The organism is Streptomyces sp. NBC_00986 (assembly GCF_045162565.1).
Lineage (GTDB): Bacteria > Actinomycetota > Actinomycetes > Streptomycetales > Streptomycetaceae > Streptomyces.
The window spans coordinates 2477544-2503534 of record NZ_CP108733.1; the positions used below are offsets into that span (position 1 = coordinate 2477544).

General features: G+C 70.8%; 21 protein-coding genes and 1 pseudogene. 5 read left to right on the forward strand and 17 right to left on the reverse strand.

Annotated elements, in window-relative coordinates; all coding sequences use genetic code 11:
• The first annotated feature begins 29 nt into the window (after positions 1-29).
• Entirely contained in the window at positions 30-785 is a 756-nt protein-coding gene (locus OG504_RS10855; protein ID WP_405989604.1) for a creatininase family protein, read from the forward strand.
• Positions 786-880: 95 nt separating this feature from the next.
• Here the strand turns inward: OG504_RS10855 and OG504_RS10860 are convergent.
• From OG504_RS10860 to OG504_RS10880, 5 genes and pseudogenes are all read right to left on the reverse strand, one after another.
• Positions 881-2014, reverse strand: a pseudogene (locus tag OG504_RS10860) (YbhN family protein); the annotation flags it as partial.
• Complete coding sequence (locus OG504_RS10865) at positions 2011-2967, reverse strand: trans-aconitate methyltransferase (protein WP_405996299.1); 957 nt, start codon at positions 2965-2967, stop codon at positions 2011-2013. The gene OG504_RS10865 and the pseudogene OG504_RS10860, both read right to left, overlap by 4 nt.
• 149 nt (positions 2968-3116) lie before the next feature.
• On the reverse strand, positions 3117-4301 hold the full coding sequence (locus OG504_RS10870) for a glycosyltransferase family 4 protein (RefSeq protein ID WP_405989605.1): 1185 nt from the start codon (positions 4299-4301) through the stop codon (positions 3117-3119).
• Positions 4298-4696 carry a 6-carboxytetrahydropterin synthase gene (locus tag OG504_RS10875; protein WP_033285811.1) on the reverse strand — a complete coding sequence of 133 codons (399 nt, stop codon included), beginning with the start codon at positions 4694-4696 and terminating at the stop codon, positions 4298-4300. The genes OG504_RS10870 and OG504_RS10875 overlap by 4 nt, the downstream gene beginning before the upstream one ends.
• Positions 4697-4847: 151 nt before the next feature.
• Entirely contained in the window at positions 4848-5828 is a 981-nt protein-coding gene (locus tag OG504_RS10880; protein WP_405989606.1) for a zinc-binding alcohol dehydrogenase, read from the reverse strand.
• Between the two features lie 105 nt (positions 5829-5933).
• On the opposite strand from OG504_RS10880, the gene OG504_RS10885 reads away from it, so the two are divergent.
• Complete coding sequence (locus OG504_RS10885; protein ID WP_405989607.1) at positions 5934-6704, forward strand: CDP-alcohol phosphatidyltransferase family protein; 771 nt, start codon at positions 5934-5936, stop codon at positions 6702-6704.
• A 64-nt stretch (positions 6705-6768) separates the two neighbouring features.
• Here OG504_RS10885 and OG504_RS10890 read toward each other — a convergent pair whose 3' ends face one another.
• The 6 genes from OG504_RS10890 to OG504_RS10915 all read right to left on the reverse strand — a co-directional run bounded on the left by OG504_RS10890 (position 6769) and on the right by OG504_RS10915 (position 13433).
• Positions 6769-7506: a YcnI family protein gene (locus OG504_RS10890; RefSeq protein ID WP_405989608.1), complete on the reverse strand. Its 738-nt coding sequence runs from the start codon at positions 7504-7506 to the stop codon at positions 6769-6771.
• Positions 7507-7545: 39 nt separating this feature from the next.
• Positions 7546-8151 carry a hypothetical protein gene (locus tag OG504_RS10895; RefSeq protein ID WP_405989609.1) on the reverse strand — a complete coding sequence of 202 codons (606 nt, stop codon included), beginning with the start codon at positions 8149-8151 and terminating at the stop codon, positions 7546-7548.
• Between the two features lie 262 nt (positions 8152-8413).
• The gene (locus tag OG504_RS10900; protein ID WP_405989610.1) at positions 8414-9640 is read right to left on the reverse strand and encodes an MDR family MFS transporter; all 1227 of its coding nucleotides are present in this window, start codon (positions 9638-9640) and stop codon (positions 8414-8416) included.
• Positions 9637-11373, reverse strand: a complete 1737-nt coding sequence (locus OG504_RS10905; protein WP_405989611.1) for an ABC transporter permease subunit — start codon at positions 11371-11373, stop codon at positions 9637-9639. The genes OG504_RS10900 and OG504_RS10905 overlap by 4 nt, the downstream gene beginning before the upstream one ends.
• A gap of 3 nt (positions 11374-11376) precedes the next feature.
• Positions 11377-12882: an ABC transporter substrate-binding protein gene (locus tag OG504_RS10910; RefSeq protein ID WP_405996300.1), complete on the reverse strand. Its 1506-nt coding sequence runs from the start codon at positions 12880-12882 to the stop codon at positions 11377-11379.
• A 14-nt stretch (positions 12883-12896) separates the two neighbouring features.
• Positions 12897-13433, reverse strand: coding sequence for a GNAT family N-acetyltransferase (locus tag OG504_RS10915; protein ID WP_405989612.1), 537 nt, complete (start codon positions 13431-13433; stop codon positions 12897-12899).
• A 156-nt stretch (positions 13434-13589) separates the two neighbouring features.
• On the opposite strand from OG504_RS10915, the gene OG504_RS10920 reads away from it, so the two are divergent.
• Both OG504_RS10920 and OG504_RS10925 read left to right on the forward strand, forming a co-directional pair.
• On the forward strand, positions 13590-14549 hold the full coding sequence (locus OG504_RS10920; RefSeq protein ID WP_405989613.1) for an ATP-binding protein: 960 nt from the start codon (positions 13590-13592) through the stop codon (positions 14547-14549).
• 57 nt (positions 14550-14606) lie between these two features.
• Positions 14607-14999 carry an SCO5389 family protein gene (locus tag OG504_RS10925; RefSeq protein ID WP_405989614.1) on the forward strand — a complete coding sequence of 131 codons (393 nt, stop codon included), beginning with the start codon at positions 14607-14609 and terminating at the stop codon, positions 14997-14999.
• Positions 15000-15050: 51 nt separating this feature from the next.
• On the opposite strand, the gene OG504_RS10930 is transcribed toward OG504_RS10925, so the two are convergent.
• The 5 genes from OG504_RS10930 to OG504_RS10950 all read right to left on the reverse strand — a co-directional run bounded on the left by OG504_RS10930 (position 15051) and on the right by OG504_RS10950 (position 21638).
• The gene (locus tag OG504_RS10930; protein WP_405989615.1) at positions 15051-16988 is read right to left on the reverse strand and encodes a discoidin domain-containing protein; all 1938 of its coding nucleotides are present in this window, start codon (positions 16986-16988) and stop codon (positions 15051-15053) included.
• Between the two features lie 70 nt (positions 16989-17058).
• Positions 17059-18417, reverse strand: coding sequence for a GH1 family beta-glucosidase (locus tag OG504_RS10935; protein ID WP_405989616.1), 1359 nt, complete (start codon positions 18415-18417; stop codon positions 17059-17061).
• A gap of 38 nt (positions 18418-18455) precedes the next feature.
• Positions 18456-19325 (reverse strand): carbohydrate ABC transporter permease, encoded by an 870-nt coding sequence (locus tag OG504_RS10940; RefSeq protein WP_405989617.1) that lies wholly within the window; start codon positions 19323-19325, stop codon positions 18456-18458.
• Entirely contained in the window at positions 19318-20313 is a 996-nt protein-coding gene (locus OG504_RS10945) for a carbohydrate ABC transporter permease (RefSeq protein WP_405989618.1), read from the reverse strand. Before OG504_RS10945 ends, OG504_RS10940 begins: the two co-directional genes overlap by 8 nt.
• Positions 20314-20321: 8 nt before the next feature.
• Positions 20322-21638, reverse strand: coding sequence for an ABC transporter substrate-binding protein (locus OG504_RS10950; protein ID WP_405989619.1), 1317 nt, complete (start codon positions 21636-21638; stop codon positions 20322-20324).
• Positions 21639-21848: 210 nt separating this feature from the next.
• On the opposite strand from OG504_RS10950, the gene OG504_RS10955 reads away from it, so the two are divergent.
• On the forward strand, positions 21849-23618 hold the full coding sequence (locus OG504_RS10955; protein ID WP_405989620.1) for a coagulation factor 5/8 type domain-containing protein: 1770 nt from the start codon (positions 21849-21851) through the stop codon (positions 23616-23618).
• 121 nt (positions 23619-23739) lie between these two features.
• On the opposite strand, the gene fusA is transcribed toward OG504_RS10955, so the two are convergent.
• A complete protein-coding gene (gene fusA / locus OG504_RS10960) occupies positions 23740-25797 on the reverse strand; it encodes an elongation factor G (protein WP_405989621.1) in 2058 nt (685 codons plus the stop codon).
• Between the last annotated feature and the right edge of the window lie 194 nt (positions 25798-25991).

A 25991-nucleotide genomic window follows, 5' to 3' on the forward strand; every position in this document is an offset into this window, starting at 1 on the left:
CCTAAGCAGAGACGAAAGGCCGTGAAAAAATGAATGGTTCGGACTCACGGACGGCGGCGAACGGACTGGTGCCGGCGGACACCACGGAGGACGTGCGGTCTAGGGGGGCAGAAGTATCAACACAGGTCGCCGTCCTTCCGGTCGGCAGTTTCGAGCAGCACGGCCCGTATCTTCCGCTGGCGACCGACACGTTGGTCGCCTGTGCCGTGGCCCGGGAGATCGCCGCGGCGTACCCGGTGCATCTCCTCCCTCCGGTGACCATGGCCTGCTCGCACGAGCACGCGGCCTGGCCGGGGACCGTCAGCATCTCTTCCGTGACCCTTCATGCGGTGGTGCGGGACATCGCGGACTCGCTCCGCCGCTCGGGGGTCGAGACCCTGGTGGTGGTCAACGGTCACGGCGGAAACTACGTGCTGGGCAACGTCGTTCAGGAGTCCTCCGCGCGCGGTGAGCGGATGGCGCTGTTCCCCGCCGCCGAGGACTGGGAGACGGCGCTGGAGCGGGCCGGAGTACTGACCTCGTTGCTCACCGATATGCATGCGGGGGAAATCGAGACCTCCATTCTTCTGCACGCTCATCCCGAATTGATCCGTCCCGGATATGAGACCTCCGATTTCGTCGCCGACGACCGTCGCCATCTCCTGACGCTCGGTATGTCCGGCTATACCGAGTCGGGCGTCATCGGGCGCCCGTCCCTCGGCTCGGCGGAAAAGGGGAAGGCGCTGCTGGCGAGCCTCGCCGATTCCTTCGGCGCGTATTTCTCGCTGCTGACCGCGGAGGCCTGAGCGGGCACCGGGTCCGGTACGGCGCTGCCGGGCCCGGCGGCGGTGCGCAGGCCCGCGGCCCAGCGGGCGACCAGGACGACCAGGCCGGGCAGGGCGGCGACGAAGCTGAGCACGCCGTAGATCACCGAGACGGACAGGCCGCTGGTCGCGCCGAGGCCCGCGGCGCCGAACGCCCAGGCAGTGACGCCCTCGCGGGGACCCCAGCCGCCGACGTTCAGCGGCAGGCCCATGGCGACGAGCGCGAGGACCGCGATCGGCATCAACTGGGCGACGGTGGCGGCGGATCCCGCGGCCCGGGCGGCGACCACGAACATCGCGAGGTGGCCCGCGAGGATGATGAGCGAAGAGACGGTGACGCCGGGCCAGTTGGCGCGGGAGAACAGTCCGGCGCGGGCCTCGTCGAGGGTGGTGCGCAGGGCGCGGCCCCGGCGGCTTGCGGTGGCCGGACGGTTCATGCGGACAGCGGCCACGACGGCCAGTGCTCCGACGGCGGCGAGCAGCACGACCGGGGCGACGCTGCGGGCGTCGGCCATCACCGGGGAGTCGAGGCCCAGCAGGACCGTCACCCCCACGACGGCCAGCGCGATCTGGCCCGCGACGCGCTCCAGGACGACGGCGCGGACGGCGCGGCCCATGTCGCCGGCGCTCTGTCCGTGGCGGACCGCGCGGTGCACATCGCCGAGGATGCCGCCTGGCAGGGCCGCGTTGAGGAACAGGGCGCGGTAGTAGTCGGCGACGGCCGGGCCGAGCGGGAGCTTGATGCGCAGGCCGCGTGCCACGAGGGCCCAGCGCCAGGCGCTGAACACGGTGGTGACGACGCCGATGGCGAGCCCGATCAGCAGCGTCGGTGCGTCGATGCGGCGCAGGCCGTCAAGGAAGACGCCGGTACCCAGTCGCCAGAGGAGGACACCGAGGATGGTGACACCGGCGACCGTGCCGAAGTGGGTGCGTACCGCGCGGGAGTTCACCCGGGTCAGGATCGCCCGCAGGACGCGGCGGGCGCCGGAGGCGCGGTCGGCGCCGGGGCGCGGGGCGGTGACGATCACCCCGATGCGGTCGCCTGAGACGGCCGAACTGTGCAGCGGCGGGGTGTGCTTGGGACGGCGTACCGCTTCCACCGCGGTCTCGGTACGCAGGGCGACGGCGACCGGTGTGGACCGGTCCACACGCACCCGGCGCGTCCTGGTGCTCGGCCGCGGTGCGACCGTCCTCATGGTCTCGACGCTCATGACGTGCCCCCCGTCGGCCGGGCCAGTGCCAGCAGGTCGCTGTGGTGGACGAGCACGCTCAACTCCCCTGCCGCGCAAGCCGCGAGGCGCCGTTCCAGATACTGGTCGGCACGCTCCTTCAGCTCGGGGCGTTCCTCGACGGCCGCGCCGATCCAGCCGCGCAGCCACTCGGCGGTGAGCGCGGCCTCGTCGGGGCCGAGCCGCCAGGCGCTGGGGTGGACGCGGACCGTGGCGCCGTGCGCGGCGAAGGCCTCGCAGGTGACGGTGACGGCGTCCGGGCCGAGGAGACCGTCGCGCCGCTGGTGGGCGTTGAACGCTTCGGCGATCTCCGCGTCCATCGGGTCGGCCGGGGTGAGTTCGACCTTGCCCGCCACCGACAGCGTGAGCAGCGCCGGGCAGCCGGCCCCGACACAGGCGGCGACGAGGGCGTCGACCTCCTCGCGGGTGAGGACGTCCAGCAGCGCGGAGGCCGTCACCAGCGAGGCGCCGACCAGCGCGTCCGGGGTCAGCCGGGCCACGTCACCACGCCGGGTCTCCACTGTGACGCGGCTGCCGTCGGCGGCCGCACGGGGTGAGGCGACGGCGGCGAAGTGCAGGAGGTAGGGATCACGGTCGTGCAGGATCCAGTGCTGGGCGCCGTCGAGGCGGGGCGCGAGCCACCGTCCCATCGAGCCTGTGCCGCAGCCCAGATCGTGGATGACGACCCCGGAGCGGCCGGGCAGGTTGGCGAGCCGGATGCGCAGCGGGTCGAGCAGGTCGCCCGCCCGCGCGACGGCGTCGGCGCCCTCCCGCAGCTCCAGCCACTCGGGCGCGTAGCGCGGCGGATCGTCGGGGCCGACGTCCCGCAGCCGTACGGTGGCCCGCTCGCCGGGGCGGCCCGCAGGACCGGCGCCGGGGATCACGGAACCGGGTCCCGTCTGCTCGCCCGCGTCCGCTTGGACCGTTCCCGCCATGATGTCCTCCGGCCCCGGCTGTCCAGCCGTCAGGTCCTTCGCGTCGGCCTGCGCCGGGGCGACCAGCATGCCCAGCGGTACGCCCCTGGGCCCCGGCTGCGCCGGGATCCGTCCAGCCTGTGCCGTGGCCCTTGTCGGCTGCGTATTCCTCATGCCGCCCTCCGGGGTTCGCTGGGGAGCCGGGTGAGCACTCCGGCCAGGCTGCGGGCCGTGGTGGCCCACCCGTCGAGGGCCGCGCGCCGGCCGCGGGCGGCCGCCTTGAGCCGCCGGCGTACGTCGGCCTCGCCGAACCAGCCGCGCAGTTCTGCGGCGAGGGCGGCGGGCGCCTCCGGCGGGACGAGGATGCCGGGCACCCCGCCGTCGGGGGCGCGGCCGACCGCTTCGGGCAGCCCGCCGACGTCCGTGGCCAGCACGGGAATCCCGCGCGCGAGGGCTTCGGTGACGGCCATGCCGTACGTCTCGGCGTACGACATGAGGACCATGAGGTCGGCGGAGGCGTAGGTGGCGTCGAGTTCGGCGCCGGCCCGCGGGCCGGCGAGGTGCAGCCGGTCCTGGAGGCCGTGGCGCTTGATGAGGTCGCGCAGGTGGTCGACGTACTCCGGGTCGTTGCCGAAGCCGCCGACGCACTCGCAGGTCCACGGCAGGTCGGCCGCGGCGGCCAGTGCCTCGATCAGCCGGTGCTGGCCCTTGCGCGGAGTCAGCGTGGCGACGCACAGGAGGTGGGAGACGCCGTCGGTGCCGGAGGCGAGAGGCGCGATGTCGGCACCCGGGGTGGCGACATGGACGCGCTCGGGAGCGAGGCCGTGGTGGGAGACGAGGCGGCGGACCGCCCACTCGCTGGTGCCGATGACCGCCGACACCGCGCGCAGGACCGTGCGCTCCTTCTCGTCCAGCTCCGCGGCGACGGCGGCCTCCAGGCCGGTCTCGTCGCCGAGCGGGAGGTGGACGAGGACGGCCAGGCTCAGCCGGTCGGCCTCCGGGACGATGATCTCGGGGACCGCGCAGGCCACGATCCCGTCCAGCAGTACGGCGGCACCGTCCGGCAACTCCCGCAGCACCCGGGCGAGTTCGGCACGCGCGGCCGCACCGGGCCGGGGCCACTCGCCGTCCACGGCGTGCTTGTGGACCTGCCAGCCGAAGCCGGGCAGGTCCAGGCTGACGCGGCGGTCGTAGGCGTTGCCGCCGCTCGGCGCGGCCGGGTCGTCGACACCGCCCGGCATCACGAAGTGCACGGTGCGCAGGGACATGGGGATGATCTCGGCATTCCGGGAGGCGGCGCGCTGTGCGGGCAGGAATCCCAGCGAGGGGGCGCGGTCGATGGTCACGTCGCTCACAGGGCACGCTCGTAACTCGCCCAGGCGACGTGCGACTCGTGCAGGGTGACCTGGAGGCCGGTGAGGCCGCGGGCGCCCTCGCCGAGCGCGCCCTTCTGGATCCGCTCGGCGAGCCGGTCGGCGATGACCTTCGCGAGGAACTCCGTCGAGGTGTTGACCCCGGCGAAGTCGGGCTCGTTGTCGAGGTTTCTGTAGTTCAACTCGCTCACGACGGCGCCCAGTTCCTGGGTGGCCAGGCCGATGTCGACGACGATGTTGTCGTCGTCCAGCTGCTCGCGCCGGAAGGTGGCGTCCACCAGGAACGTGGCTCCGTGCAACCGCTGGGCGGGCCCGAACACTTCGCCGTGGAAGCTGTGGGCGATCATGATGTGATCGCGAACGGTGATGCTGAACAACGGACGACCCTCCAGGTGCGGCGCGTCTGGTCCCCCGGCTGATCCCTGCCGGGGGATGCCGTCTAGTACGGCTCCACGCCTCCCCCTGTTCAGCCGACTCTCACTCTTTTCTCAGGTCAGACGCTCTTGCTCGTACGGAATTGAACAGTTCTCAGCCGATGTCGGCGTAACGCACCCGGTGGCACAGCGCCGGGATCTCCCCCGAGGCGAGCCTGGGCAGCAGGTCCGGCAGTTCCTCGAAGTCGCTCTCCCCGGTGACCAGCGCGTCCAGCGCCGGGTCCGCGAGCAGGTCGAGGGCGAGGGCGAGCCGGTCGGCGTAGCTGCGGTTGGCGCGGGCCGGCGAGACCGTGCCGACCTGGCTGCTACGGATCACCAGGCGGCGCGAATGAAACGCCTCGCCCAGCGGGAGGCTCACTTTCCGGTCGCCGTACCAGCTCAGTTCGAGGACCGTGCCCTCGGCGGTGAGGAGTTCCAGCGCGCGGGTGAGCCCCTGCTCGGTGGCGCTCGCGTGGACGACGAGGTCGCAGTCGCCGAGCGCGTCGCCCGGCAGCGCGAAGCCGACACCGAGCGCCTCGGCGATCTTCGCACGCGCGGGATCGGCGTCCACCAACTGCACCCGCACACCCGGGAAACGGCCCAGCAGCGCGGCCACCGAACAGCCGACCATCCCTCCGCCGACCACCGCGATCCGGTCACCGACCAGCGGCGCCGCGTCCCACAGCGCGTTGACGGCGGTCTCCACGGTCCCGGCGAGAACGGCCCGCCCGGCAGGCACGGACTCCGGCACCGGTGTCACGGCGCTCGCGGGGACGACGTAGCGCGTCTGATGCGGATAGAGGCAGAAGACGGTACGGCCGAGCAGCCCGGCCGGACCCTCCTCGACCACCCCCACATTGAGGTAGCCGTACTTGACCGGACCTGGGAAGTCGCCCTCCTGGAACGGGGCCCGCATGGTCGCGTGCTGGTTCTCGGGGACGCCCCCGCGGAAGACCAGGGTCTCGGTGCCGCGGCTCACTCCCGACCACAGCGAGCGGACCACGACCTCGTCCTCGGCGGGGTCGGGCAGGACGACGTCGCGTATCTCGCCGTGACCGGGTGGACCGATCCAAAACGCCCTCGCGGTGCGCTTCATCGGGATCCTCCTGAACGATCGGGAAGCTGTTCACGTACGGGTAACCACAGGCCGCGCACAGTACGCGGCGTTGATCGACTCTGTCATACGGCCGGAGGGTGTGCGGTGGCCCTGAACAACACATACGAAGCAAGGCTGGTCCAGCAGGAGACCGCTGTGGGAGCGGGCGTTCAGATCCTGTTGCTGGCGTTGCTCGGCACGGCGATCGGAATGGGGCCGGCCGGCTGGCTGACCGGCCTGGCATTCGCGATCGCCACCTGGGCCGTGCTCTCCAAGGCCTTGCACCGGTCCAGGACGCGTTCCTTCGGCCCGGCCAACCGGGTCACCCTCGGCCGGGCGATCCTGGTCGGCGGGGTGACCGCGCTGGTCGCGGACTCCTTCGAGAGCTCGCCGCCGGTCACGCTGTTCGTCGGCCTGACGGCGGTGGCCCTGATCCTGGACGGCGTCGACGGCAAGGTCGCCCGGCGCACGGGCACCTCCACCGCGCTGGGGGCGCGCTTCGACATGGAGGTCGACGCGTTCCTGATCCTGGTGCTCAGCGTGTACGTCTCGACGCAGATGGGCCCCTGGGTCCTGCTGATCGGCGGCATGCGCTACGGCTTCGTCGCCGCGGCCCGCGTCTGGCTGTGGCTCAACGCCCCGCTGCCGCCGAGCACCGCCCGCAAGACGGTCGCCGCCACGCAGGGCGTCCTGCTGCTCCTCGCGGGCGCGAACCTGCTGCCGTACGCGGCCAACATCGGCGTGGTGGCCCTCGCGCTGGGCACGCTCGTGTGGTCCTTCGGCCGCGACATCCTGTGGCTCTGGCGCACCTCGCGCACCTCCCTCGTCGAGGAGGTTCCGGTGGAGGAGAAGCTGCTGGAACTGGTCTCGCAGTAGGGACGGTTGCGCCGAAGGGCCCGGATCACTGGTGATCCGGGCCCTTCGGCGTACCTCTTCGGTACTACGACCGCGAGGTCCGGCTGCGCACGATCGCGAAGGCGCCTGCCGCGAGGCCGAGTACGCCGACGATCAGCCCGGCGATGCCGAGTCCGCGGGCGGTCGAGTCGCTGCTCGACGAGGAGGCGGTGGTGGACTTCGTGGAGGTGGCCGCCGCCGTGGTCGAGGCGGCCGGGGTCTCGTCGCCGTCCTCGCTCTCCTTCGCGGTGAGCTTGAGGACGGGCGCCGGGTTCTCCGGCTCGTCGTCACCCGCCGTGGTCTGCTCGATCCAGCGGACGACATCGCCGTCCGAGTACGTCTGGAGCGTCTTGAACGCCAACTGGTCGGTGTCGTCGGGCAGTTGACCGAAGGCGACGTTGAAGTCCTCGTACTGTCCGGCCGCGATCTTCCCGCCGGTCCAGGTGATCTGGGAGACGGCGTCGGTGATGGTGCCGTCGTCGGTCTTCACCGGCGTCTTGAGCTTGCTGGTGGTGACCTTCGCGGTCCAGCCGTTCTGCGGGGTGACCAGCACGCCGAGGACGGGGTGGTCGGTGGGCAGATAGACCTGGACCTTGGTGGTGCTCGCCTTGTCCTCCTCGTTGGGGACGCGGAAGGTGAGCACACCGTCCGTCGCACCCTTGGCGTAACTCTCGGGGTGGACGGTGACGTGCGCGGAGGCGACCCCGGCGGCGGCCAGGACTCCGGCGGTGGCGAGCGCGGCGACGGTGCCTGCGCGGCGCAGGGTGGTGCGGTGTGCGGACATGGTGAGGTGATCTCCGTACGGGAAAAGGAAGTTGGGTGGTCAGACCGGGTACGGGATCGGGGCTGGTGGTCCTCTACGGCTGACCGCGTGCCGCAGGAGGAGTTGGCGCAGGGGGGCCGCGTCGGCGGCGGCGCGTCCGGGGCGACCGGTGGTCCGGTCGGGCTGGGGTGCGGGGGCGTGCCGCCACCAGGCGACGAGGCCCGGTACGAAGGCGACCGCCCAGCGCAGCAACGACCACAGCGCGGCCTCCCCGCGCCGCAGCCACCAGGCCGCGACGAGCGCGGCGACGACATGGGCGGCCACGGCGTGCGGGGTCATCGCCTGCGTCTGCCGCATGGGCGCCATCGCGTGCCCCGACATGTGCGCCATACCGGCCATCGCCATGCCGGTGCGGGGCCGGGCGACGTCGAAACCGAGATGCAGCCCGGCCTGGGTGGCGAGCATGGCGGCACCGATGCCGGGCAGGGACCGTTCCCGTCCGCCGAGCAGCCACCCCATGACGAACACGACGAGGAATCCGGCACCGTCCGCCCACAGCGGAGGCGTGGCACCGGTGGCGAGCCCGTGCCCGGCGGCAGCGAGGAGCACACACACCGCGGCGAACACCGCGGCGCGCAGGCTCCGTACCGCCGGGGATGCGCTCATGGTGACGGATCCTCCCACGCACCGCTGCCGCCGTTGCCGTCGATGGCGGTTTAGGGGGCAGCTCATATCTGGTTCATGGCTTGGTACGGCGGAGTCGGGTGGGGCGTTCAGTGCGGGTGGGGTGACTCCTGCGGGCATGCGTCGATTTACCGGGATACGGCGCTGCGGGACCGGTCCAAGCGCGGGGATCGTGGGACACGGGCCCCTGGGACACGGCGGCTTGGGATACGCGGCCTTGGGACACGGGGGCCTTGCGGCTGACTCATCTCCGGCGCGGTCGGCGCGGCCGGCCCGGCAGCAACCCGACCGCCACCAGCGGTACGGCGGCCAGCACCAGCCACGGCACCGCCGCGGGCAGCCCCGTGTCGAGGAGGGTGCCGGTGCCCGCGCTGCCGAGGAGGACGATCAGCCCCGAGACGGAGGACAGCGCGCCGGTGTAGAGGCCGAGGCGTCCGGGTTCGGCGAGGTCGGGGACCCAGGCGCGGGCGACGGGGGCGATGAGCATCTGGCCGAGGGTGAGCAGGACGACGAAGCCGGCCGCGGGCAACAGCCCTGCGGTACCGGTCAGTTCGGCGGGCCGGCCCGCGGCGACGACCGCGAAACCTACGGCGATCAGCAACAGCCCCGCCGTCATGGACCGGCGCGGATCGAGCCGCTCCCCCACCCACCGCGTGACCGGCAACTGTGCGGTCACCACCAGCAGCGAGGACAGCGCGAACAGCCAGGCCAACGGCGCCTGCGAGCCCGCCGCGCGCTCCACTTCCTCAGGGAGGGCGAGATACAGCTGGTTGTAGGCGAGGAGATAGGCGCCGTAGGCACAACACAGCGCCAGGAAGGGCCAGTTGCGTACGAGGGCTCGTACGCCGCCCTTCTCCGTCACCCGCGCCCGCCCGGGAATGTGCTGCGGCAGCAACCACGCATGCCCCGCGAGGACGACCACGAAAACCCCGGCCCCGGCCAGACACGCAACCCGGAAATCCACGGCGAGCAGCAGCGCACCGAGCAACGGCCCTGCAAACGCCCCGACTTGACCGGCGACGGTGAACAACGCGAGCACCCGTGTACGGGATCCCGCGCCCGACTCCTCCCACTCGACCGCCTGCCGCGCCACCTCCGACTCCACGGCCGGTGAGAACAGCGCGGCGGCGAACCCGATGAGCAGTACGGCTCCGACGACGCCCCAGGTCTCCTCCGCATACCCGAGCCAGCCGAACCCGGCGATCCGCAGCACGCATCCCGCGAGCACCACGGGCCGGACGCCGTACCGGTCGGCGAGGGCACCGCCGACCATGAACAGCCCCTGCTGACTGAAGGTCCGCAGCCCCAGCACGAGCCCGACCAGCCAGCCCGCCATCCCGATCGCGTCCGCCAGGTGCTCGGCGAGGAACGGCAGCACGGCGAAGAAGCCGATGTTGAAAGCGAGTTGAGTGAGGATCAGCAGTCGGAGCAGCGGGGAGAGCGGAGTCCGCACGAGGGCCACGGAGGTCACCGGGCGGCCAACTCCCTTCGCGCACTGGCCCCTTGCATGCACCCGGCGGCCGTGACCGCCAGCGCACCGAGCAGGGCGAGTACGGCGGCGGGGGCGAGGACGGCCCAGGGTGCGCGCTCGGCGTAGGGCTGGTTCTCGGCGAGGAGCAATCCCCATTCCGGGGAGGGCGGTTGCGCGCCGAGGCCGAGGAAGCCGAGCGAGGCGAGGGCCAGGGCGACACCGGGCAGGCGGAGCAGCGCGTGCCGGGTGACAGGTGGCAGCACGGCGGGCAGCAGCGCATGGCGCAGGATGTGCCAACGGCCCGCGCCCAGGCCCCGGGTGGCGGCCACGTGCAGGGTGGCGCGTTCCTGGAGCAGCAGTGCGGAGGTGTGCGCGGCCAGGGGCGTCCAGGCGAGGGCGGCCACGGCCAGCGCTGGGGTACCGCTGCCGCTGCCGGCCACCGCGGTGACCAACAGCGCGGCGAGGACCGGCGGTACGGCGTTCACCGTGTCGACGAGCGGCCCGGACAGCCGGGGCAACAGCCCGAGCAGTACGCCGGTGCCGAGCGCGATGGCACTGATCGCAAGGGCGAGCAGCAGGGTGTCGACGGCACCGTGGGCGACCCGCGCGAGGAGATCCCGGCCGAGCGCGTCCGTGCCGAACGGGTGGGCCCAGGTGGGGTGTTGGAGACGCCGCCCGGTGTCGAGGGCGAGGGGATCGCGGGGCAGACCGAGCGCGACGACACCGAGGAGGAGGGTGCCGTGGACAAAGGGCAGGGTTCGTCCGGGAGTTGAGGTGCTGGGCCCGTGGAGGGAGGGGAGGGCGTCGGCGCGTAGTGCGGGGCCGATGACGAGGCGTGCCGCGAGGCGGGCGAGTCCGGCGGCGACGGCGGCGAGCAGGAGGAGGGCGAGGGTGCCGGCCTGTAGCACCGGCAAGTCCTGGGCGAGGGCGGCCTGGAGGGTGGTGCGCCCGAGCCCCGGGATGTCGAAGATCTGCTCGACGGCGACGGCCCCACCGGTCAACCCGACCACGAACAAACCCATGTTGGGCAACAACCCGGGCAGACACCGCCGCACGGCCTGCCGGGCGATCCGTCGCCCCGACAGCCCCCGCGCGGCTGCGGCCCGCACCCACGGCTCGCCGAACGCCCCCGGCAACAAGTCGTCGAGCAACCGCCCGAGCACGGCCCCGGCAGGCAACCCCAGCGCGAGCGCCGGCAGCACCACCCACCGCGGCCCGTACCACCCCAGCGCGGGCAGCCACCCGAGCTGCACCCCCACGACGGTGGCGAGCACGGACGCGGTGAGGAACTCGGGGAGCGCGGCGAGTGCGGCGGAACCGGTGCCACCGGGGCGGTCCACCGCACGCCCGCCCCGCCGCAACGTTCGCGCACAGACCAACCCGGCCGTGACTACGGCCACTACGGCCGCCGCACCCATCAACAGCAGGGACGCGCCCAGGGCCTGGAGGACACCGGGCATGACCTCGGCGCCGGAGATCCATGACCGGCCGGCGTCTCCGCGCGGCAGGCCATTGAGCCACTGGCCGAGAAGCCGCAACGGGCCGTCGTCGAGGCCGAGTTGGGTACGGACGGCCGCGAGGACCTCGGGGTCGGGGTCGCGTTCCGCCGACCGTGCCTTGAGGACGGTGAGGGCCGGGTCGGTGCGGGAGAGCCAGGGCAGCAGGCCCACGGCGCACACCAGGGCAGCCGCGAGGAAGGCGCGCCACAAGTGCGTGGCCGTGCGGTGCGGCATGGTTCAGCGCCGGGTTCCGGGGCCGACGAGGGTGCGCTCGTACGGGTCGAGGAGGACGCCCCGGACGGATGGACCCACGCCGGTGACGACCCGTTGGTGCACGAGTGGTACGACGGCGTCGGTGCCCAGGATCTCGGCCTCGGCCGTCATCGCGGCGCTCTGCCGTGCGGAGGTGTCGGCGGTGCCCTCGGCCTTCGCGACGGCCCGGTCGACGGCCTTGTCGCAGAGCAGGGCGAGGTTGTAGCCGCCGTCGCAGGTGTAGTCGCCGGCCAGCACGGCCACCGGATCGCCCGTGTCCACCAGGGTGTTGCGGGCGACGACGAACGCGTCGAAGGTACCGGCCAGCGCGTCGCTCTCGATCCGCGAGTACTCGCGCACCTCCAACTCGACCTTGAATCCGGCGTTTTCGAGCTGCTGCTTCAACACCTGCGCGACTTCTGGGAGTTCTGGTCGGTTGTCGTACGTCGCGAGGGTGATGGTCCGCCCGCCGGGCGCAACTGCCTTCGCCCGCCCTACCGGTTGCTCGCGCTTGGCCGCGGGCCAGGTGACGGCGGGGCCGTAGATGCCCGTACCCGCGTCGGCGTGACCTTCGTAGACGCCCTTGGCGAGTGCGGAGGTGTCGACGGCCTCACGGGCGGCGGCGCGGAGCTTCGGGTCCTTGAACGGGCCTGTCCTGGTGTTGAGTTGGAGGCTCGTGGTGCGGGTGGTGGCGGTCTCGCGGCGGGTGTCCGCGTCAAGCGTGGCGGCCTGGGCGACGGGTATCGCCTCGGCGACATCGACCTGCCCGGTGCGCAGTGCGTTGGTGCGGGCGGTGCCGTCCGCGATGAACCGTGCGTCGATCCCGGAGGCCTGGGCGAGGCCGCCCCAGTGGTCGTCGAAGCGGTCGAGGGTGGCCGCCGTGGAGCCGGTGACCTTCGTCAGTTCGAAGGGACCGGTGGCGGTGCCGACCGGATCGACGCGGCCCTTCTCCTCGTACGCCTTCGGGGAGAGCACGGCGAGGGCGGGACCGGCCAGCCTCAACGGCAGTACGGGATCAGGGGAGTTGGTGGTGATGCGCAGGCGGTCGCCGCCCACGGCCTCGGCGGTGAGGGTGACCCCGGAGAGCGCGGCGGGGGCGGGCTTCGCCTCGGCGGCGTGGTCGAGGGCGCTGGCCACGCGGGCCGGGGTGACGGCGGTGCCGTCCTGGAAGGTCGCCTCGCGCAGCGTGAACAGCCAGCTGCGGTCGCCCTCCCGCTGCCAGGACCGGGCGAGCGCGGGGGCGGCGGAGCCATTGGCGTCCAGGGAGGTCAGGCCTTCGGTGACACCGAGACGGCTGAGGACGGTGGCGTCGGCGCCGTACGGGGAGAGGTTCTCGGCGGGCGGGAACGCGAGGGCGACGCGCAGCCGGGAGCCGGACTCCCCGGTCGTGTCCCCGCTCTCCTCACCGGCGGAGGCGAAACAGCCGGTGAGGAGCGGGGCGAGGGTGAGGGCGAGGAGCAGGCGGGCAGGGCGGGTTCGCCCTCGTCGCATCGCGGTCGTCACGGTCATCGCTCCATCGCCAGTTCGAAGTGCACGATCCCCTGCCCGCCGCCCGGGTCGTCGCGCTCGTCGCGCACGACCTTCCCGAGCGACCGCCAGAAGGCCTCGGCCCCGGGTACGGCGGGATCGGTGTGCAGATACACGGCGCGGTAGCCGCCGTCGGCCGCGGCGAACGCGAGGAGTTCGGCGACGAGGTGCCGGGCGAGACCGCGACGGCGGTGCGCGGGGCGGACGTAGACGCGGCGCAGTTGCGCGGTCCCGCCGCAGGGGTAGCGCTCGGCGAGGTCGCGCGGGTTCGGCGGGTGGACCGGTCCACGGGAGTCGAGGGCGGCGGTCGCCACGACCGCGCCGTCGGCGGGGTCGAGCGCCACGAGGAGGGTGTGGCGGTCCGGGGCGAGGTAGGCCGCGGCCGGGTCGATGATGTCGCCGTGCCAGCGGGGCACGTAGCCGGTGTGGAAGTCGCGGTAGACGGTGTCGAGCATCACGGCACGCGCACCGTCGATATCGTCCGGGCCTGCCGCCCTGATGCAGTAGTCAAGCACTTGCACATCATATGCATTAAGACTCCTGGGCCTTGATCACCTTTGGACCGTTCCCGGATCGCCCTTGATCCACTGGATTTGACAGCCTCGCGGCCACCCCCTAAAACCTAGCCACATGACATTCATTTTCAAAACCGCGATCGCGGCGGACCGTTAGTGCGCGTCGCGTTCGTCGGCAAGGGCGGCAGCGGAAAGACCACGCTGTCGGCCCTCTTCGCCCGCCACCTGGCCCGCACCGGCGCCCCCGTGCTCGCCATCGACGGCGACATCAACCAGCACCTGGCCGAGGCCCTCTCCCCCGACACCGAGCCGGTCGCCGCCCCACCCCTGGCCGCCCACCTGACCGAACTCAAGGACTTCCTGCGCGGCACCAACCCCCGCATCGCCTCCCCCGAGGCGATGATCAAGACCACTCCACCGGGACGCGGCTCACGCCTTCTGCGCCTGCTCGGCGACGACGAGGTGCACGCCCGGCATGTGGTCCGTGCGGGTGACGTTCCCCTGATGGCGACGGGCGAGTTCGAGGAGAGCGACCTCGGGGTCGCCTGCTACCACTCCAAACTCGGTGCGGTGGAGCTGTACTTGAACCATCTCGTCGACGGCCCCGGCGAATACGCGGTCGTCGACATGACGGCCGGCGCCGACGCCTTCGCCTCCGGCCTGTTCACCCGCTTCGACCTGACGTTCCTGGTGGCCGAACCCACCCGCAAGGGCGTCTCCGTCTACCGCCAGTACCGCGACCACGCACGGGAGTTCGGGATCCGCCTCGCCGTGATCGGCAACAAGGTCACCGGCGAGGACGACCTGCTCTTCCTCAAGGAGGAGGCGGGAGACGACCTCCTCACCCACCTGGTCCACTCACCGTGGGTACGTGCGGCCGAACAGGGCCACGGACAGGGCGACTTGAACGCCCTGGAGCCACACAACCGGCACGCCCTGAACGTCCTCCGCGAGGCCGTCGACGCCCACCCCAGGGACTGGCCGACGCTGCACCGCCACGCCGTCGACTTCCACCTCCGCAACGCCACCGCGTGGGCGGACAGGGCAACGGGCCTGGACCTCGCGACCCAGGTGGACCCGGACTACGTACCGGGCCCGACGCCACAGCGGCCCTGACGAAACCTCGCTCCCCCATCCCGCATCCCCCAACTACCGGACAGGACACCCTTTTTCATGTCTCTCGACGTCTCCCCGAAGCTCCTCGCCGAAGCCGAGCACGGTGACATCCGCGAGGCGGACTTCGTGGACACGGTCCGCACGTCCCTGCCGTACGCCTACGACCTCATCGCCGGCCTCGCCACCGAACTCCGCGACGGCACGGCCGAGTTCACCGACAACCAGACCCCGCCCCCGTCCGAACAGGAACGCGGCCAGCTGCTGCGGGCGTTGGCCAGCGACGCGATCCGGGGCAGCCTGGAGCGCCACTTCGGGGTGGCTCTGGCCTTCCAGAACTGCCATCGGGTGGCGGCGTTCCGGCCGGGGTCGCTGGACGGGGAGACGTATGCGCGGTTCACGTCGGCGCGGTCCCAAGTGCTGAACCAGTCACCGGAGTTCAGGGACTGCTGACGGGCTGTGGAACGGGCCGGTCCGGTGCCGCGCCCCGGACCGGCCCAGCTGTTACTTCTTCTGTTCGACCCGCACCCAGTCCACCTCCGCCTGCACTCCCCCGGCGGCGACCTTGTCCACGCTCGACTGCGGCAGGCCCCAGTACGGCGTGGTCGCCTGGTTCCAGCCGGCCGGATAGGCGCCGCCCAGAGCGAGGTTGAGGATGACGTACTGGTTGTGGGCGTAGACCCATTGGCCTCGGGTCGATTCGAGTTTGTTGCGGGTGGTCTCCTGGACGAGGGTGTCGTCGACGTAGAAGCGCATCGCGGTCGGCGTCCATTCGACGGAGTACGTGTGCCACTGGTCGGCGGTGCCGCCGTTCGGGTAGGTCTGGCGGGCGCCGATGTTGCCGTCGGCGGAGTAGCCGGGGCCGTGGAGGGCCGTGCTCGTCCAGGTCGGGTAGCCGATGTTCTCCATGATGTCGGTCTCACCGGAGGCCGGCCAGGAGACCGACGGGTCGTCGACGTTGCTGCCGAGCAGCCAGAAGGCGGGCCAGAACCCGTCGCCGACCGGCAACTTCATGCGGGCGCTGACCTTGCCGTACGTAAAGTCGAACTTCGTGTTGGTGTCGATACGGCCGGAGGTGAAGTCGTAGGTGCCGCCGCCCGCCTGGGTACAGCCCTTGCAGTACTTCGCCGCGAGGATCAACTCACCGTTCTGCGTGCGGACGTTGTCCGTGGAGTCGACGTACGCCTGGGACTCGCCGTTGACCGATCCCATCTCCGTGCCCGTGCGGACCACCCGCCACTTGGAGCGGTCCAGGGCGGCAGACGTGAAGTCGTCGAAGAACGTCGTCTGGTACGTGCCCGACTGGTCGCCGGGAAGTGCGGGGTAGGCCGCCGCCGCGCTGCCGCCGGTGCCCCAGACCTGGAACTCGTAGAGGGAGTAGCCGAATTGGGCCGTGTAGGGCGCCGGGTTGTAGAAGGAGCGGCGTTCCTTGCCGAGCATGCGGACGTAGCGGCCGGTGACCGGCTGGGGCAGAGTGACCGTGTCGTGGCGGCCGGTCGCGTCGGCGGGGGCCTGGACGTTCGCACGGCGGGCCGCGATGTCGGCGGCCGAGGGTTCGTAGACCGTGCGCCAGGTGCTGTTGTCGTCCGAGACCTGGACCAAGTAGTCGACCGCGTACGCCGATTCCCAGTAGAAGTCGACCGTGTCGATCGTCGAGGTCGCGCCCAGGTCGACCGAGACCCAGCGGTCGGCGTTCCAGTCGCTGGACCAACGGGTCGCGTCGTCCTTGAGGTTGGCGGGCCAGCCGCCGTCGGTGACGTACGCCGGTGAAACGCCGTTGTGCTGGTAGTAGTTGGAGTACGCCGGGTGGTTCAGGGCGAGGTTGGTGCGGGTCGTGGACGCGGGGGCCGGCTCGCCGCCGTAGACCTTGAAGGAGTAGAGCGAGTAACCGTAGGGCGTGGCACGTTCCAAGCCGCGCATGCGGACGTAGCGGCCCGTGACCTCCTGGGGGTACGTACTCGTGGTGACCGAACCGCCGGTCCCCGCCGTCTCCGTGTAGAACGGCGTCCAGTCGGTGCCGTTCTTCGAGACCTCCAGGACGTATCTCTTGCCGTAGGCCGCTTCCCAGTCGAGGGTGACGCGGTCGATGCGGAGGGTCGTGCCGAGGTCGAGGCGGATCCAGGCGTCGTCGGCGAAGTTGCTGGACCAGCGGGTCGCGCCGTCGCCGTCGACGGCGAGGCCGGGGGTGGTGCCGGCGTTCTCGCTGCCGGAGGCGGTGACGGCGGCCGGGTTCGCGGCGTAGGCGGCGGCCGCGCGGTCGGTGTCCCAGGTCGCGGCGGCCGCGGCCTGCGGGGCGGGGGCCGCGAGGGCCGGGGTGGCGGACAGCAGGGCCAGCGCGGTGAGCGCCGTGAGCAGGGTGCGTGCGGGCGTGCGGGTCTCCTTGAGGGGCGGATCTCCTTCTGGGGGTGCTCGTGCTGACGTACAGCTGACTGTCGTGCTCATGACACACATGGGGATGGTGGTGCCCCGGTGGGTGCGGGCTCCCCCGCCCGCGCCCACCGGGGCCGTCCGGTCAGGCCGCGCGCCGCGCCCGGCTGCGGTGGTCGCGGATGATGTCCGCGTACCGGCGGCCGGAGCCCTTGATCGTGCGGACCTGGGTCTCGTAGTCCACGTGGACCAGTCCAAAACGCTTCTCGTAGCCGTACGCCCACTCGAAGTTGTCGAGCAGCGACCAGGCGAAGTAACCGGCCAGCGGGGCGCCCTTGCGGGCCGCCGAGGCGCAGGCCGCGAGGTGCTGGACCAGGTAGTCCTGGCGTTCCGGGTCGTCGACCGTGCCGTCGGGGCGGACGACGTCGGGGAACGAGGAGCCGTTCTCGGTGACATAGATCCTGCGGGGGTCGTACTCCTCGGTGAGGCGGAGCAGCAGGGTCTCGATGCCGGACGCGTCGATCTCCCAGTCCATGCCGGTGCGCGGGACGCCGAGGCGGCGCACGGCGCGGGTGTAGGGGGCGGGGCCGGTGGGGTCGTCGGCGACGGTCGCCGGGAAGTAGTAGTTCAGGCCGAGCCAGTCGAGCGGGGCGGCGATGGTCGCCAAGTCGCCCGGCTGCTCGGGGAGTTCGACGCCGTACGTCTCGACCATGTCCGCCGGGAAGCCGCGGCCGTGGGTCGGGTCGAGCCACCAGCGGTTGACGTGGCCGTCCTGCCTGCGGGCGGCCTGGATGTCCGCGTCGCGGTCGCTGGCGGGGTACACCGTGGAGAGGTTGTTGACGATGCCGACCTGGGCGCCCGGGGCGGCGGCACGGATCGCCTGGGCGGCGAGGCCGTGGCCCAGCAGCAGGTGGTAGGAGGCGCGGACGGCTGCCGTTAGATCGGTCCAACCCGGCGCCATCTTGCCTTCGAGGTGGCCGATCCAGGCCGAGCAGGAGGGCTCGTTGAGGGTCGTCCAGTGGGTGACGCGGTCGCCGAGGCGTTCGGCCATGACCGAGGCGTACGCGGCGAAGTGCTCGGCGGTCGCGCGCTCGGGCCAGCCGCCGCGGTCCTGGAGTGCCTGGGGCAGGTCCCAGTGGTAGAGGGTGACGGACGGGGTGATGCCCGCCTCCAGGAGCCCGTCCACCAACTCGTCGTAGAAAGCCAGGCCCTTGGGGTTGGTCGGGCCGTCGCCGCCGGGGATGACGCGGGGCCAGGCGATCGACAACCGATAGGCGTTGGCGCCCAGTTGGCGCATCAGACCGATGTCGTCACGCCAGCGGTGGTAGTGGTCGCAGGCGACGTCGCCGTTGTCGTTGTTCGCGATCTTTCCGGGAGTGTGCGAGAAGGTGTCCCAGATCGACGGCGCGCGTCCGTCCTCGGCGACGGCTCCCTCGATCTGGTACGCCGCGGTGGCCGTGCCCCACAGGAAGTCGTGCGGGAGTGCGGCGAAGTCGATGGTCACTGAAGTCCCTTTACGGTCAGCGGAGTTGGTCGGGTCGGTCACTTGACGGCGCCCGCCGTCAGCCCGGCGACGAGATAGCGCTGCAGCAGCAGGAAGCCGGCGACCACGGGCACGCTGACGACCAGCGAGGCGGCCATGATCTGGTTCCAGTACACGTCGTTGAGCGTGGAGTAGCCCTGGAGTCCGACGGCGAGCGTGCGGGTCGCGTCGTTGGTCATGACGGAGGCGAAGAGGACTTCTCCCCACGCGGTCATGAAGGCGTAGACGGCGACCGCGACGATGCCGGGGATCGCGGCCGGTACGACGACACGCAGCAGTGCGCCGAGCGGTCCGCAGCCGTCGACCAGCGCGGCTTCGTCCAAGTCCCTTGGCACGGAGTCGAAGTAGCCGATCAGCATCCAGATGGAGAACGGGAGCGAGAAGGTGAGATACGTCAGGATCAGGCCGCCGCGCGAGCCGAACAGGGCGATGCCCGTCGCGTTGCCGATGTTGACGTAGAGGAGGAACAGCGGGAGGAGGAACAGGATGCCCGGGAACATCTGGGTGGACAGGACGGTGACGGTGAAGACGCGCTTGCCGCGGAACTCGTAGCGGCTGACGGCGTATGCGGCGAAGACCGCGATCACCACCGAGCAGACCGTGGCCGCGACGGACACGATCAGCGAGTTCATGAAGTACTTCGCGAGCGGGACCGTCGACCAGATGTCGATGTACGGGCGGATCGTGAGACCGCTCGGCAGCCAGCGGAACTTGCCCGTGACGTCCGAGAGCGGTTTCAGGGAGCTGGAGAGCATGACGTACACCGGCACCAGGACGAAGCCGGCGAGCAGGGTGAGGAAGATCCGCCGCGTCCAGATGAAGGAGCGGGGCGGGGCCATCGGCGACCTGGAGACAGAGGAACTAGACATCGGCCGACCTCCGTCCGCGTGAAGTGACCACCAGGTACACGCCGGTGACGACGAGCAGGAACAGGAGCAGCAGGACCGACATCGCAGAACCGGTGCCGAAGTTCCAGGTGACGAACGAGGCTTGGTAGATGTGCACCGAGATGAGGTCGGCGGCCTCGGGTGCCGACCTGCCGAACAGGACGTACGGCGTATTGAAGTCGTTGAACGTCCAGAGGAACAGGACGAGCACCAGTACCTGGTTGACGGGGCGCAGTGACGGCAGCGTGATGCGGCGGATCTGCTGCAACATGCCGGCGCCGTCGATGGACGCGGCCTCGTACAGCTCCTTGGGGATGTTCTGCAGGCCGGCCATGACGATGAGGAAGGCGAACGGCCAGCCCTTCCACACGTGCACGATCAGCAGGGCGTAGAAGCTGTTGTCACCGATCAGCCAGAACGACGGCTTGCTGGTGATGTGCAGCTGGTCGTGCAGGACGTGGTTCACCAGGCCGTTGTCGTGCTGGAACATGAAGACCCAGGTGATGACGGCCGCGTAGACCGGCAGCGCGTACGGGATGAGGAAGAGCGCTCTCAAGAGCCCCCGGCCGCGGAAGTTGTCCTGCATGTAGATCGCGGTGACCGTGCCGAGCAGCCAGCAGAAGGCGACCGACAGCAGGGTGAAGACCACCGTGACGAAGAAGGAGTGGAGGAGCGCCTTGCCGACGGGGGCGCTGAAGTCCACCGAGACCTTGTAGTTGCCGAAACCGGTCCAGGGCGCGGTGCCCCAGTCGCGGATGTAGAACTGGGTGAGCTCCTTGAAGCTCATGACGATGCCGATGACCATCGGCACCAGGTGGACCAGGAGTTCGAGGATCAGGGCGGGCAGAAGCAGCAGATACGGCAGTCCGATCCGGCGGATCCGGTCGGTACGGCGGCGGCGCGGCCCGGGGGCCGCCGTGGCGGAAGAGTCCTTCCGCTCGGCGGCCTCCGGGGTGACAGTGCTCGTCACAGTCGCACTCACTTCGCCGGCATCTGCTGCTGAGCCTTTTCGAGCTCCGCCTTGACCGACGCGGTCGTCACCGCGCGTCCCGCGGCGGCGTCGGCGAACAGGTCCTTGACGGCCGTGCCGACCGCCGTCTCGAACTGGGACTCGTCGGCGACCTGCGGGAGCGCGGCGGCGCTCTTGGCGAGGGTGTCCTTGAGGACGGCGTTCGCGGGGGTGTTGAACGCGGTGTCCTCCTGCGCGGTCTTCACCGGCGGGATGGAGCTGTACGCCGTGTTGAGGATCTTCTGCTCGGCGTCGCTCGTCATGAACTTCACGAACTTGGTGGAACCGTCCAGGTTGTCCGTGTTCTTGAAGACGGCCAGGTTGATGCCGGCCACCATCGAGTTGGTCTGCGCGCCGGTGCCCGGGGTGCCGGACTGCACGGGGATCGGGGCGATGCCGTACGCGCTGTCGCTCATGCCCTGCGACTTGAGGTTGGCGGACGCCGACTGCCACATCAGCATCGCCGTCTTGCCCTTGGCGAAGTCGCTGACGGACTGGTTCTGCGCGTACTCGGCGTTGCCGACCGGGATGACCTTGTCCGTGGCCATCAGGTCGACGTACTGCTTGACGGCCGCCACGACGCCGTCGTTGGTGAAGTCGGCCTTGCCGTCGGCGGTGAAGAAGTCGGCGCCGTGCTGCTTGGCGAAGACGAAGGCGTGGTGGATGTTCTCGGAGACGTTGGCGCCCTCGGCGCCGAGCACCTGCTTGCCCTTCGCCTGGATCTTCTTGCCGTCGGCGACCAACTCGCTCCAGGTGGCGGGCGGTTGGGAGATGCCGGCGTCCGCGAATATCTGCTTGTTGTAGTAGAGCGCGTACGCCATCGAGTACAGCGGGACGGAGGCCGGGTCCTTGCCCGTGGCGCCGGTGGAGCCGAGCGCGGAGTCGACGAAGCGGTCCTTGCCGCCGATCTTCGCGAAGTTGGCCGTGCTCCACGGCAGGAAGGCGCCGGTGGCCTGGAGGGAGGCGCTCCAGGTGTTGCCGATGTTCAGGACGTCGGGGCCCTGGCCGGAAGTCGTCGCCGTGAGGATGCGGTTGAGGAGGTCGGACCAGGGCACGACCTCCAGCTTCACCGTGATGCCGGTCTGCTTCTTGAACTTGTCGAGCTCGGGCTGGAGGACCTTCTTGTCGATCGCGATGCTGGCGCCCTGGTTGGAGGCCCAGTAGGTGAGCGTCTTGGGCGAGTCGTTGGATCCCCCACCCGTGGACGAACCGCCTCCGCAGGCCGTGGCCGCCAGGGCGATTGACATGGTGACGGCGCCTACGGCCGCGGCTCGGATGCTGCGCATACTCCGGGTGTCCCTTCAGGGAATGCACTCACGACTTAATTTAGGACGTGAGTTAAACCTCGGAAGCCAGAGGCGTCAAGAGTTTGGACGCCACTCGTCGAACTCGGTCGTACCTCTTGACGACCGTGTTCACGGACCTGAAGCATTCCCCCGCGAGAGAGCGCTCCCAACCCCACCGGCGTTCATTTCATGAACAAGGAGAGCCGCGAAATGTCCTCAGTCCCCCGCAGAACCGTTCTCGGTGCGGCAGCAGCCGTGTCCGCGCTGGCAGGACTATCCGTCCCCGCCTCCGCCGCCCCCACAACTCCCGTCGCCAACAAGCCACTTGCCACCCTGCCGGGTGGCGGCGATCTCGGCCCCAACGTGATCGTCTTCGACCCGTCCACCGCCGGCATCCAGGCCAGGCTGGACCAGATCTTCGCCCAGCAGGAGACGGCCCAGTTCGGCACGGGCCGCTATCAACTGCTGTTCAAGCCGGGCACGTACAGCGGGCTCAACGCCCAACTCGGCTTCTACACCTCGGTCTCCGGGCTCGGCCTCTCCCCCGACGACACCACGATCAACGGTGACATCACGGTCGACGCCGGCTGGTTCAACGGCAACGCCACCCAGAACTTCTGGCGTTCGGCGGAGAACCTCGCGCTGGTCCCCGTCAGCGGTACGAACAGGTGGGCCGTGGCTCAGGCGGCCCCCTTCCGTCGTATGCACGTACGCGGCAGCCTCAACCTCTCGCCGAACGGCTACGGTTGGGCGAGCGGCGGCTACATCGCCGACAGCCGGATCGACGGCCAGGTCCAGCCGTACTCGCAGCAGCAGTGGTACACCCGGGACAGCGCGATCGGCAGCTGGCTCAACGGCGTCTGGAACATGGTCTTTTCAGGCGTCCAGGGCGCTCCGGCACAGGGCTTCCCGAACCCGGTGTACACCACGCTGGCCACGACCCCGGTCTCCCGCGAGAAGCCCTTCCTGTACCTGAACGGCACCGAGTACCGCGTCTTCCTCCCGGAGAAGCGCACCAACGCGAGCGGGGTGACCTGGGGCAACGGCACACCGCGCGGCACCTCGCTGTCCCTCTCCCAGTTCTACGTCGCGAAGCCGGGCGTCACGGCGGCCACCCTCAATCAGGCGCTCACACAAGGACTGCACCTCCTGCTGACCCCGGGGATCTACCACCTGGACCAGCCGATCCAGGTGAACCGCGCCAACACCGTTGTCCTGGGCCTGGGTTACGCAACTCTGGTCCCGGACAACGGGGTCACGGCCCTCAAGACCGCCGACGTGGACGGCGTACGGCTCGCGGGCTTCCTGATCGACGCGGGCACGGTCAACTCGAACACCCTGCTGGAAGTTGGCCCCGCGGGCACGACGACGGACCACTCCGCCAACCCGACCACCGTGCAGGACGTGTTCGTCCGGATCGGCGGCGCGGGCGCGGGCAAGGCCACCACCAGCATGGTCATCAACAACCGCCACACCATCGTCGACCACACCTGGCTCTGGCGCGCCGACCACGGCACGGGCATCGGCTGGGACACCAACCGGGCCGACTACGGGCTCGTCGTCAACGGCGCCGACGTCCTGACCACCGGCCTGTTCGTGGAGCACTTCAACAAGTACGACGTCCAGTGGAACGGCGAGCGGGGCCGCGCGATCTTCTTCCAGAACGAGAAGGCGTACGACGCCCCGAACCAGGCGGCCATCCAGAACGGCTCCATCAAGGGCTACGCCGCCTACAAGGTCGGCGACAACGTGACCGTGCACGAGGGCTGGGGCCTGGGCAGCTACTGCTACTACAACGTCGCCCCGACGATCGTCCAGCACAACGGCTTCGCCGCCCCGAACCGCTCGGGCGTGAAGTTCCACGACCTGCTCGTCGTCTCGCTCGGCGGCCAGGGCCAGTACGAACACGTCATCAACGAGACGGGCGCGCCGACGTCGGGCACGTCGACCGTGCCGTCGACGGTGGTCTCGTACCCCTGAGACCCCCTGGAACCCTGAGGTCTCCGGGTTCCCCGAGATCTGGGATCCCCGAGACCCCGGAGTCCCCGAGTACGTGGCGGGTGCGGGCCGAAGCTCCCCCTTCGGTCCGCACCCGCCACCGTCACCGGACGGTCACCGCGTTCGGCGCCGGGGCGTACCCCGTCGGCCGGGCCGTGAACGTGCCGCGGCCCTGTGTCCGGCTGCGCAACCGCGTTGCGTAGCCGAAGAGTTCGGCCAGCGGCACGGTCGCCGTGACGATCGCCGAACCCGTACGGGTCGTCGAGCCGGTGACGCGGCCGCGCCGGGCGGCCAGGTCGCCGAGCACACCGCCGACCGCGTCCTCGGGCACGGTGACGGTGACCTCGACGACCGGTTCGAGGAGGACCGTCGTGCAGGCACGCAGGGCTTCGCGCAGGCCGAGGCGACCGGCCGTGCGGAACGCCTGCTCCGAGGAGTCCTTCACATGGGTCGCCCCGTCGGTCAGCGTGACGCGCAGCCCGGTCACCGGGAAGCCGCCGATCGGCCCCTCGGTGAGGGCGTCACGGCACCCGGCCTCCACCGAGCGGACGTACTCCTGCGGCACCCGCCCGCCGACGACCGCCGAGCGGAACTCGAAGCCGAGGCCGTCGAGCGGCTCGACGTCGAGTACGACATGCGCGAACTGCCCTGATCCGCCGTCCTGTTTGACGTGCCGGAAGACCAGTCCGGACACCCCGCGCACGACCGTCTCGCGGTAAGCCACCCTCGGGCGACCGACGTTGACGTCCACGCCCGTGGCCTGGCGGATCTTCTCCACCGCGACCTCCAGGTGCAGTTCGCCCATGCCGGACAGGACCGTCTGGCCGGTCTCGCCGTCGGTCCGAACGACCAACGACGGGTCCTCCTCGGCCAGTCGGGCCAACGCCGACGCCAGCCGGTCGGTGTCGGTGCTCCTGCGGGCCTCGACCGCCACCGAGACCACCGGATCGGCGACCGTGGGCGGTTCGAGGACGAGCGGGGCGTCCGGTGCGCACAGGGTCGAGCCGGCGCGGGCGGACTTCAGCCCGACCACGGCGACGATGTCCCCGGCGACCGCCCGGTCCAGCCGTTCGTGCCGGTCGGCCTGCACCCGCAGGATGCGCCCGATCCGCTCGGTGCGCCGCGCGCCCGGGTCCCACACGGTGTCTCCCTTCTCGATCGTGCCCGAATAGATCCGCAGGTAGGTCAGCCGCCCGGTCGTGGTCGCGCTCACCTTGAACGCCAGTGCGGAGAACGGCAGTCGAGGATCGGCCGCCCGCTCCTGCTCGGCGCCGTGGTCGTCCGTCCCCCGTACCGGCGGAACGTCCGACGGCGACGGCAGATACGCCACTACGGCGTCCAGCAGCGGCTCGATGCCGCGGTTGCGGTAGGCCGAGCCGCACAGCACGACCACACCGTCGCCGGTGCGGGTCAGGTCGCGCAGGGCGACGCTCAACGTCTCGGCGGACAGGGCCGATCCGTCGTAGAACTCCTCCAGCGCGCCCGCGTGCAGCTCCGCCACCGCCTCCTCCAGCAACCGTCTGCGTCGCCGCGCCTCCTCCAACAGGCCTTCCGGTACCGGGAGTTCCTCCGCCGTGTCGCTGCCGTCGGTCCACATCAGGGCCCGCATCCGCAGCAGGTCGACGACTCCGGTGAAGCCGTCCTCCGTGCCGATCGGCAACTGCACCACCAGCGGCGCCGGATGGAGCCGTTCGCGGATCGAGGCGACGGCGGTGTCGAGGTCGGCGCCCGCGCGGTCCAGCTTGTTGACGAAGGCGATGCGCGGCACGCCGTACCGGTCGGCCTGGCGCCACACCGACTCGCTCTGCGGCTCCACGCCCGCGACGGCGTCGAACACCGCGATCGCGCCGTCGAGAACACGCAGGGACCGTTCCACCTCGTCGGCGAAGTCGACATGGCCCGGGGTGTCGATCAGGTTGATCCGGTGACCGTCCCAGGCGCAGGTGACGGCCGCGGCGAAGATGGTGATGCCACGGTCGCGCTCCTGGGGGTCGAAGTCGGTGACGGTGGTGCCGTCGTGGACCTCACCGCGCTTGTGCGTGCTGCCGGTGAGGTAGAGGAACCGCTCGGTGACGGTGGTCTTGCCGGCGTCGACGTGGGCGAGGATGCCCAGGTTACGGACGGCGGAGAGCGGTGTGGTGAGAGGACGTTCGGTGCGCACGGCCCGTGGCCTTTCGAGATGTGATTCCGTGCAGGGCAGCGCAATTCCCGTGCGGGACAAGGCAATTGACGGAGCGTCAAAACCCCGTCACGTCACGGGCATCCAGTGCCGGCCGCGCAGCGGGCACCGGACGGCCGGAGACACCAGGATCACCTCGTACCGGGAGCGGGGAACGACAACAGCGGTGCTGTAAC

Excerpts from the sequence above, each read along its gene's own strand:
- OG504_RS10905 (WP_405989611.1), bottom strand. The coding sequence starts at position 11,373 with ATGCCGCACCGCACGGCCACGCACTTGTGGCGCGCCTTCCTCGCGGCT.
- OG504_RS10910 (WP_405996300.1), bottom strand. The coding sequence starts at position 12,882 with ATGCGACGAGGGCGAACCCGCCCTGCCCGCCTGCTCCTCGCCCTCACC.
- OG504_RS10940 (WP_405989617.1), bottom strand. The coding sequence starts at position 19,325 with ATGTCTAGTTCCTCTGTCTCCAGGTCGCCGATGGCCCCGCCCCGCTCC.
- OG504_RS10890 (WP_405989608.1), bottom strand. The coding sequence starts at position 7,506 with ATGTCCGCACACCGCACCACCCTGCGCCGCGCAGGCACCGTCGCCGCG.
- OG504_RS10865 (WP_405996299.1), bottom strand. The coding sequence starts at position 2,967 with ATGGCGGGAACGGTCCAAGCGGACGCGGGCGAGCAGACGGGACCCGGT.
- OG504_RS10895 (WP_405989609.1), bottom strand. The coding sequence starts at position 8,151 with ATGAGCGCATCCCCGGCGGTACGGAGCCTGCGCGCCGCGGTGTTCGCC.
- OG504_RS10880 (WP_405989606.1), bottom strand. The coding sequence starts at position 5,828 with ATGAAGCGCACCGCGAGGGCGTTTTGGATCGGTCCACCCGGTCACGGC.
- OG504_RS10950 (WP_405989619.1), bottom strand. The coding sequence starts at position 21,638 with ATGCGCAGCATCCGAGCCGCGGCCGTAGGCGCCGTCACCATGTCAATC.
- OG504_RS10855 (WP_405989604.1), top strand. The coding sequence starts at position 30 with ATGAATGGTTCGGACTCACGGACGGCGGCGAACGGACTGGTGCCGGCG.
- OG504_RS10930 (WP_405989615.1), bottom strand. The coding sequence starts at position 16,988 with ATGAGCACGACAGTCAGCTGTACGTCAGCACGAGCACCCCCAGAAGGA.
- OG504_RS10955 (WP_405989620.1), top strand. The coding sequence starts at position 21,849 with ATGTCCTCAGTCCCCCGCAGAACCGTTCTCGGTGCGGCAGCAGCCGTG.
- OG504_RS10925 (WP_405989614.1), top strand. The coding sequence starts at position 14,607 with ATGTCTCTCGACGTCTCCCCGAAGCTCCTCGCCGAAGCCGAGCACGGT.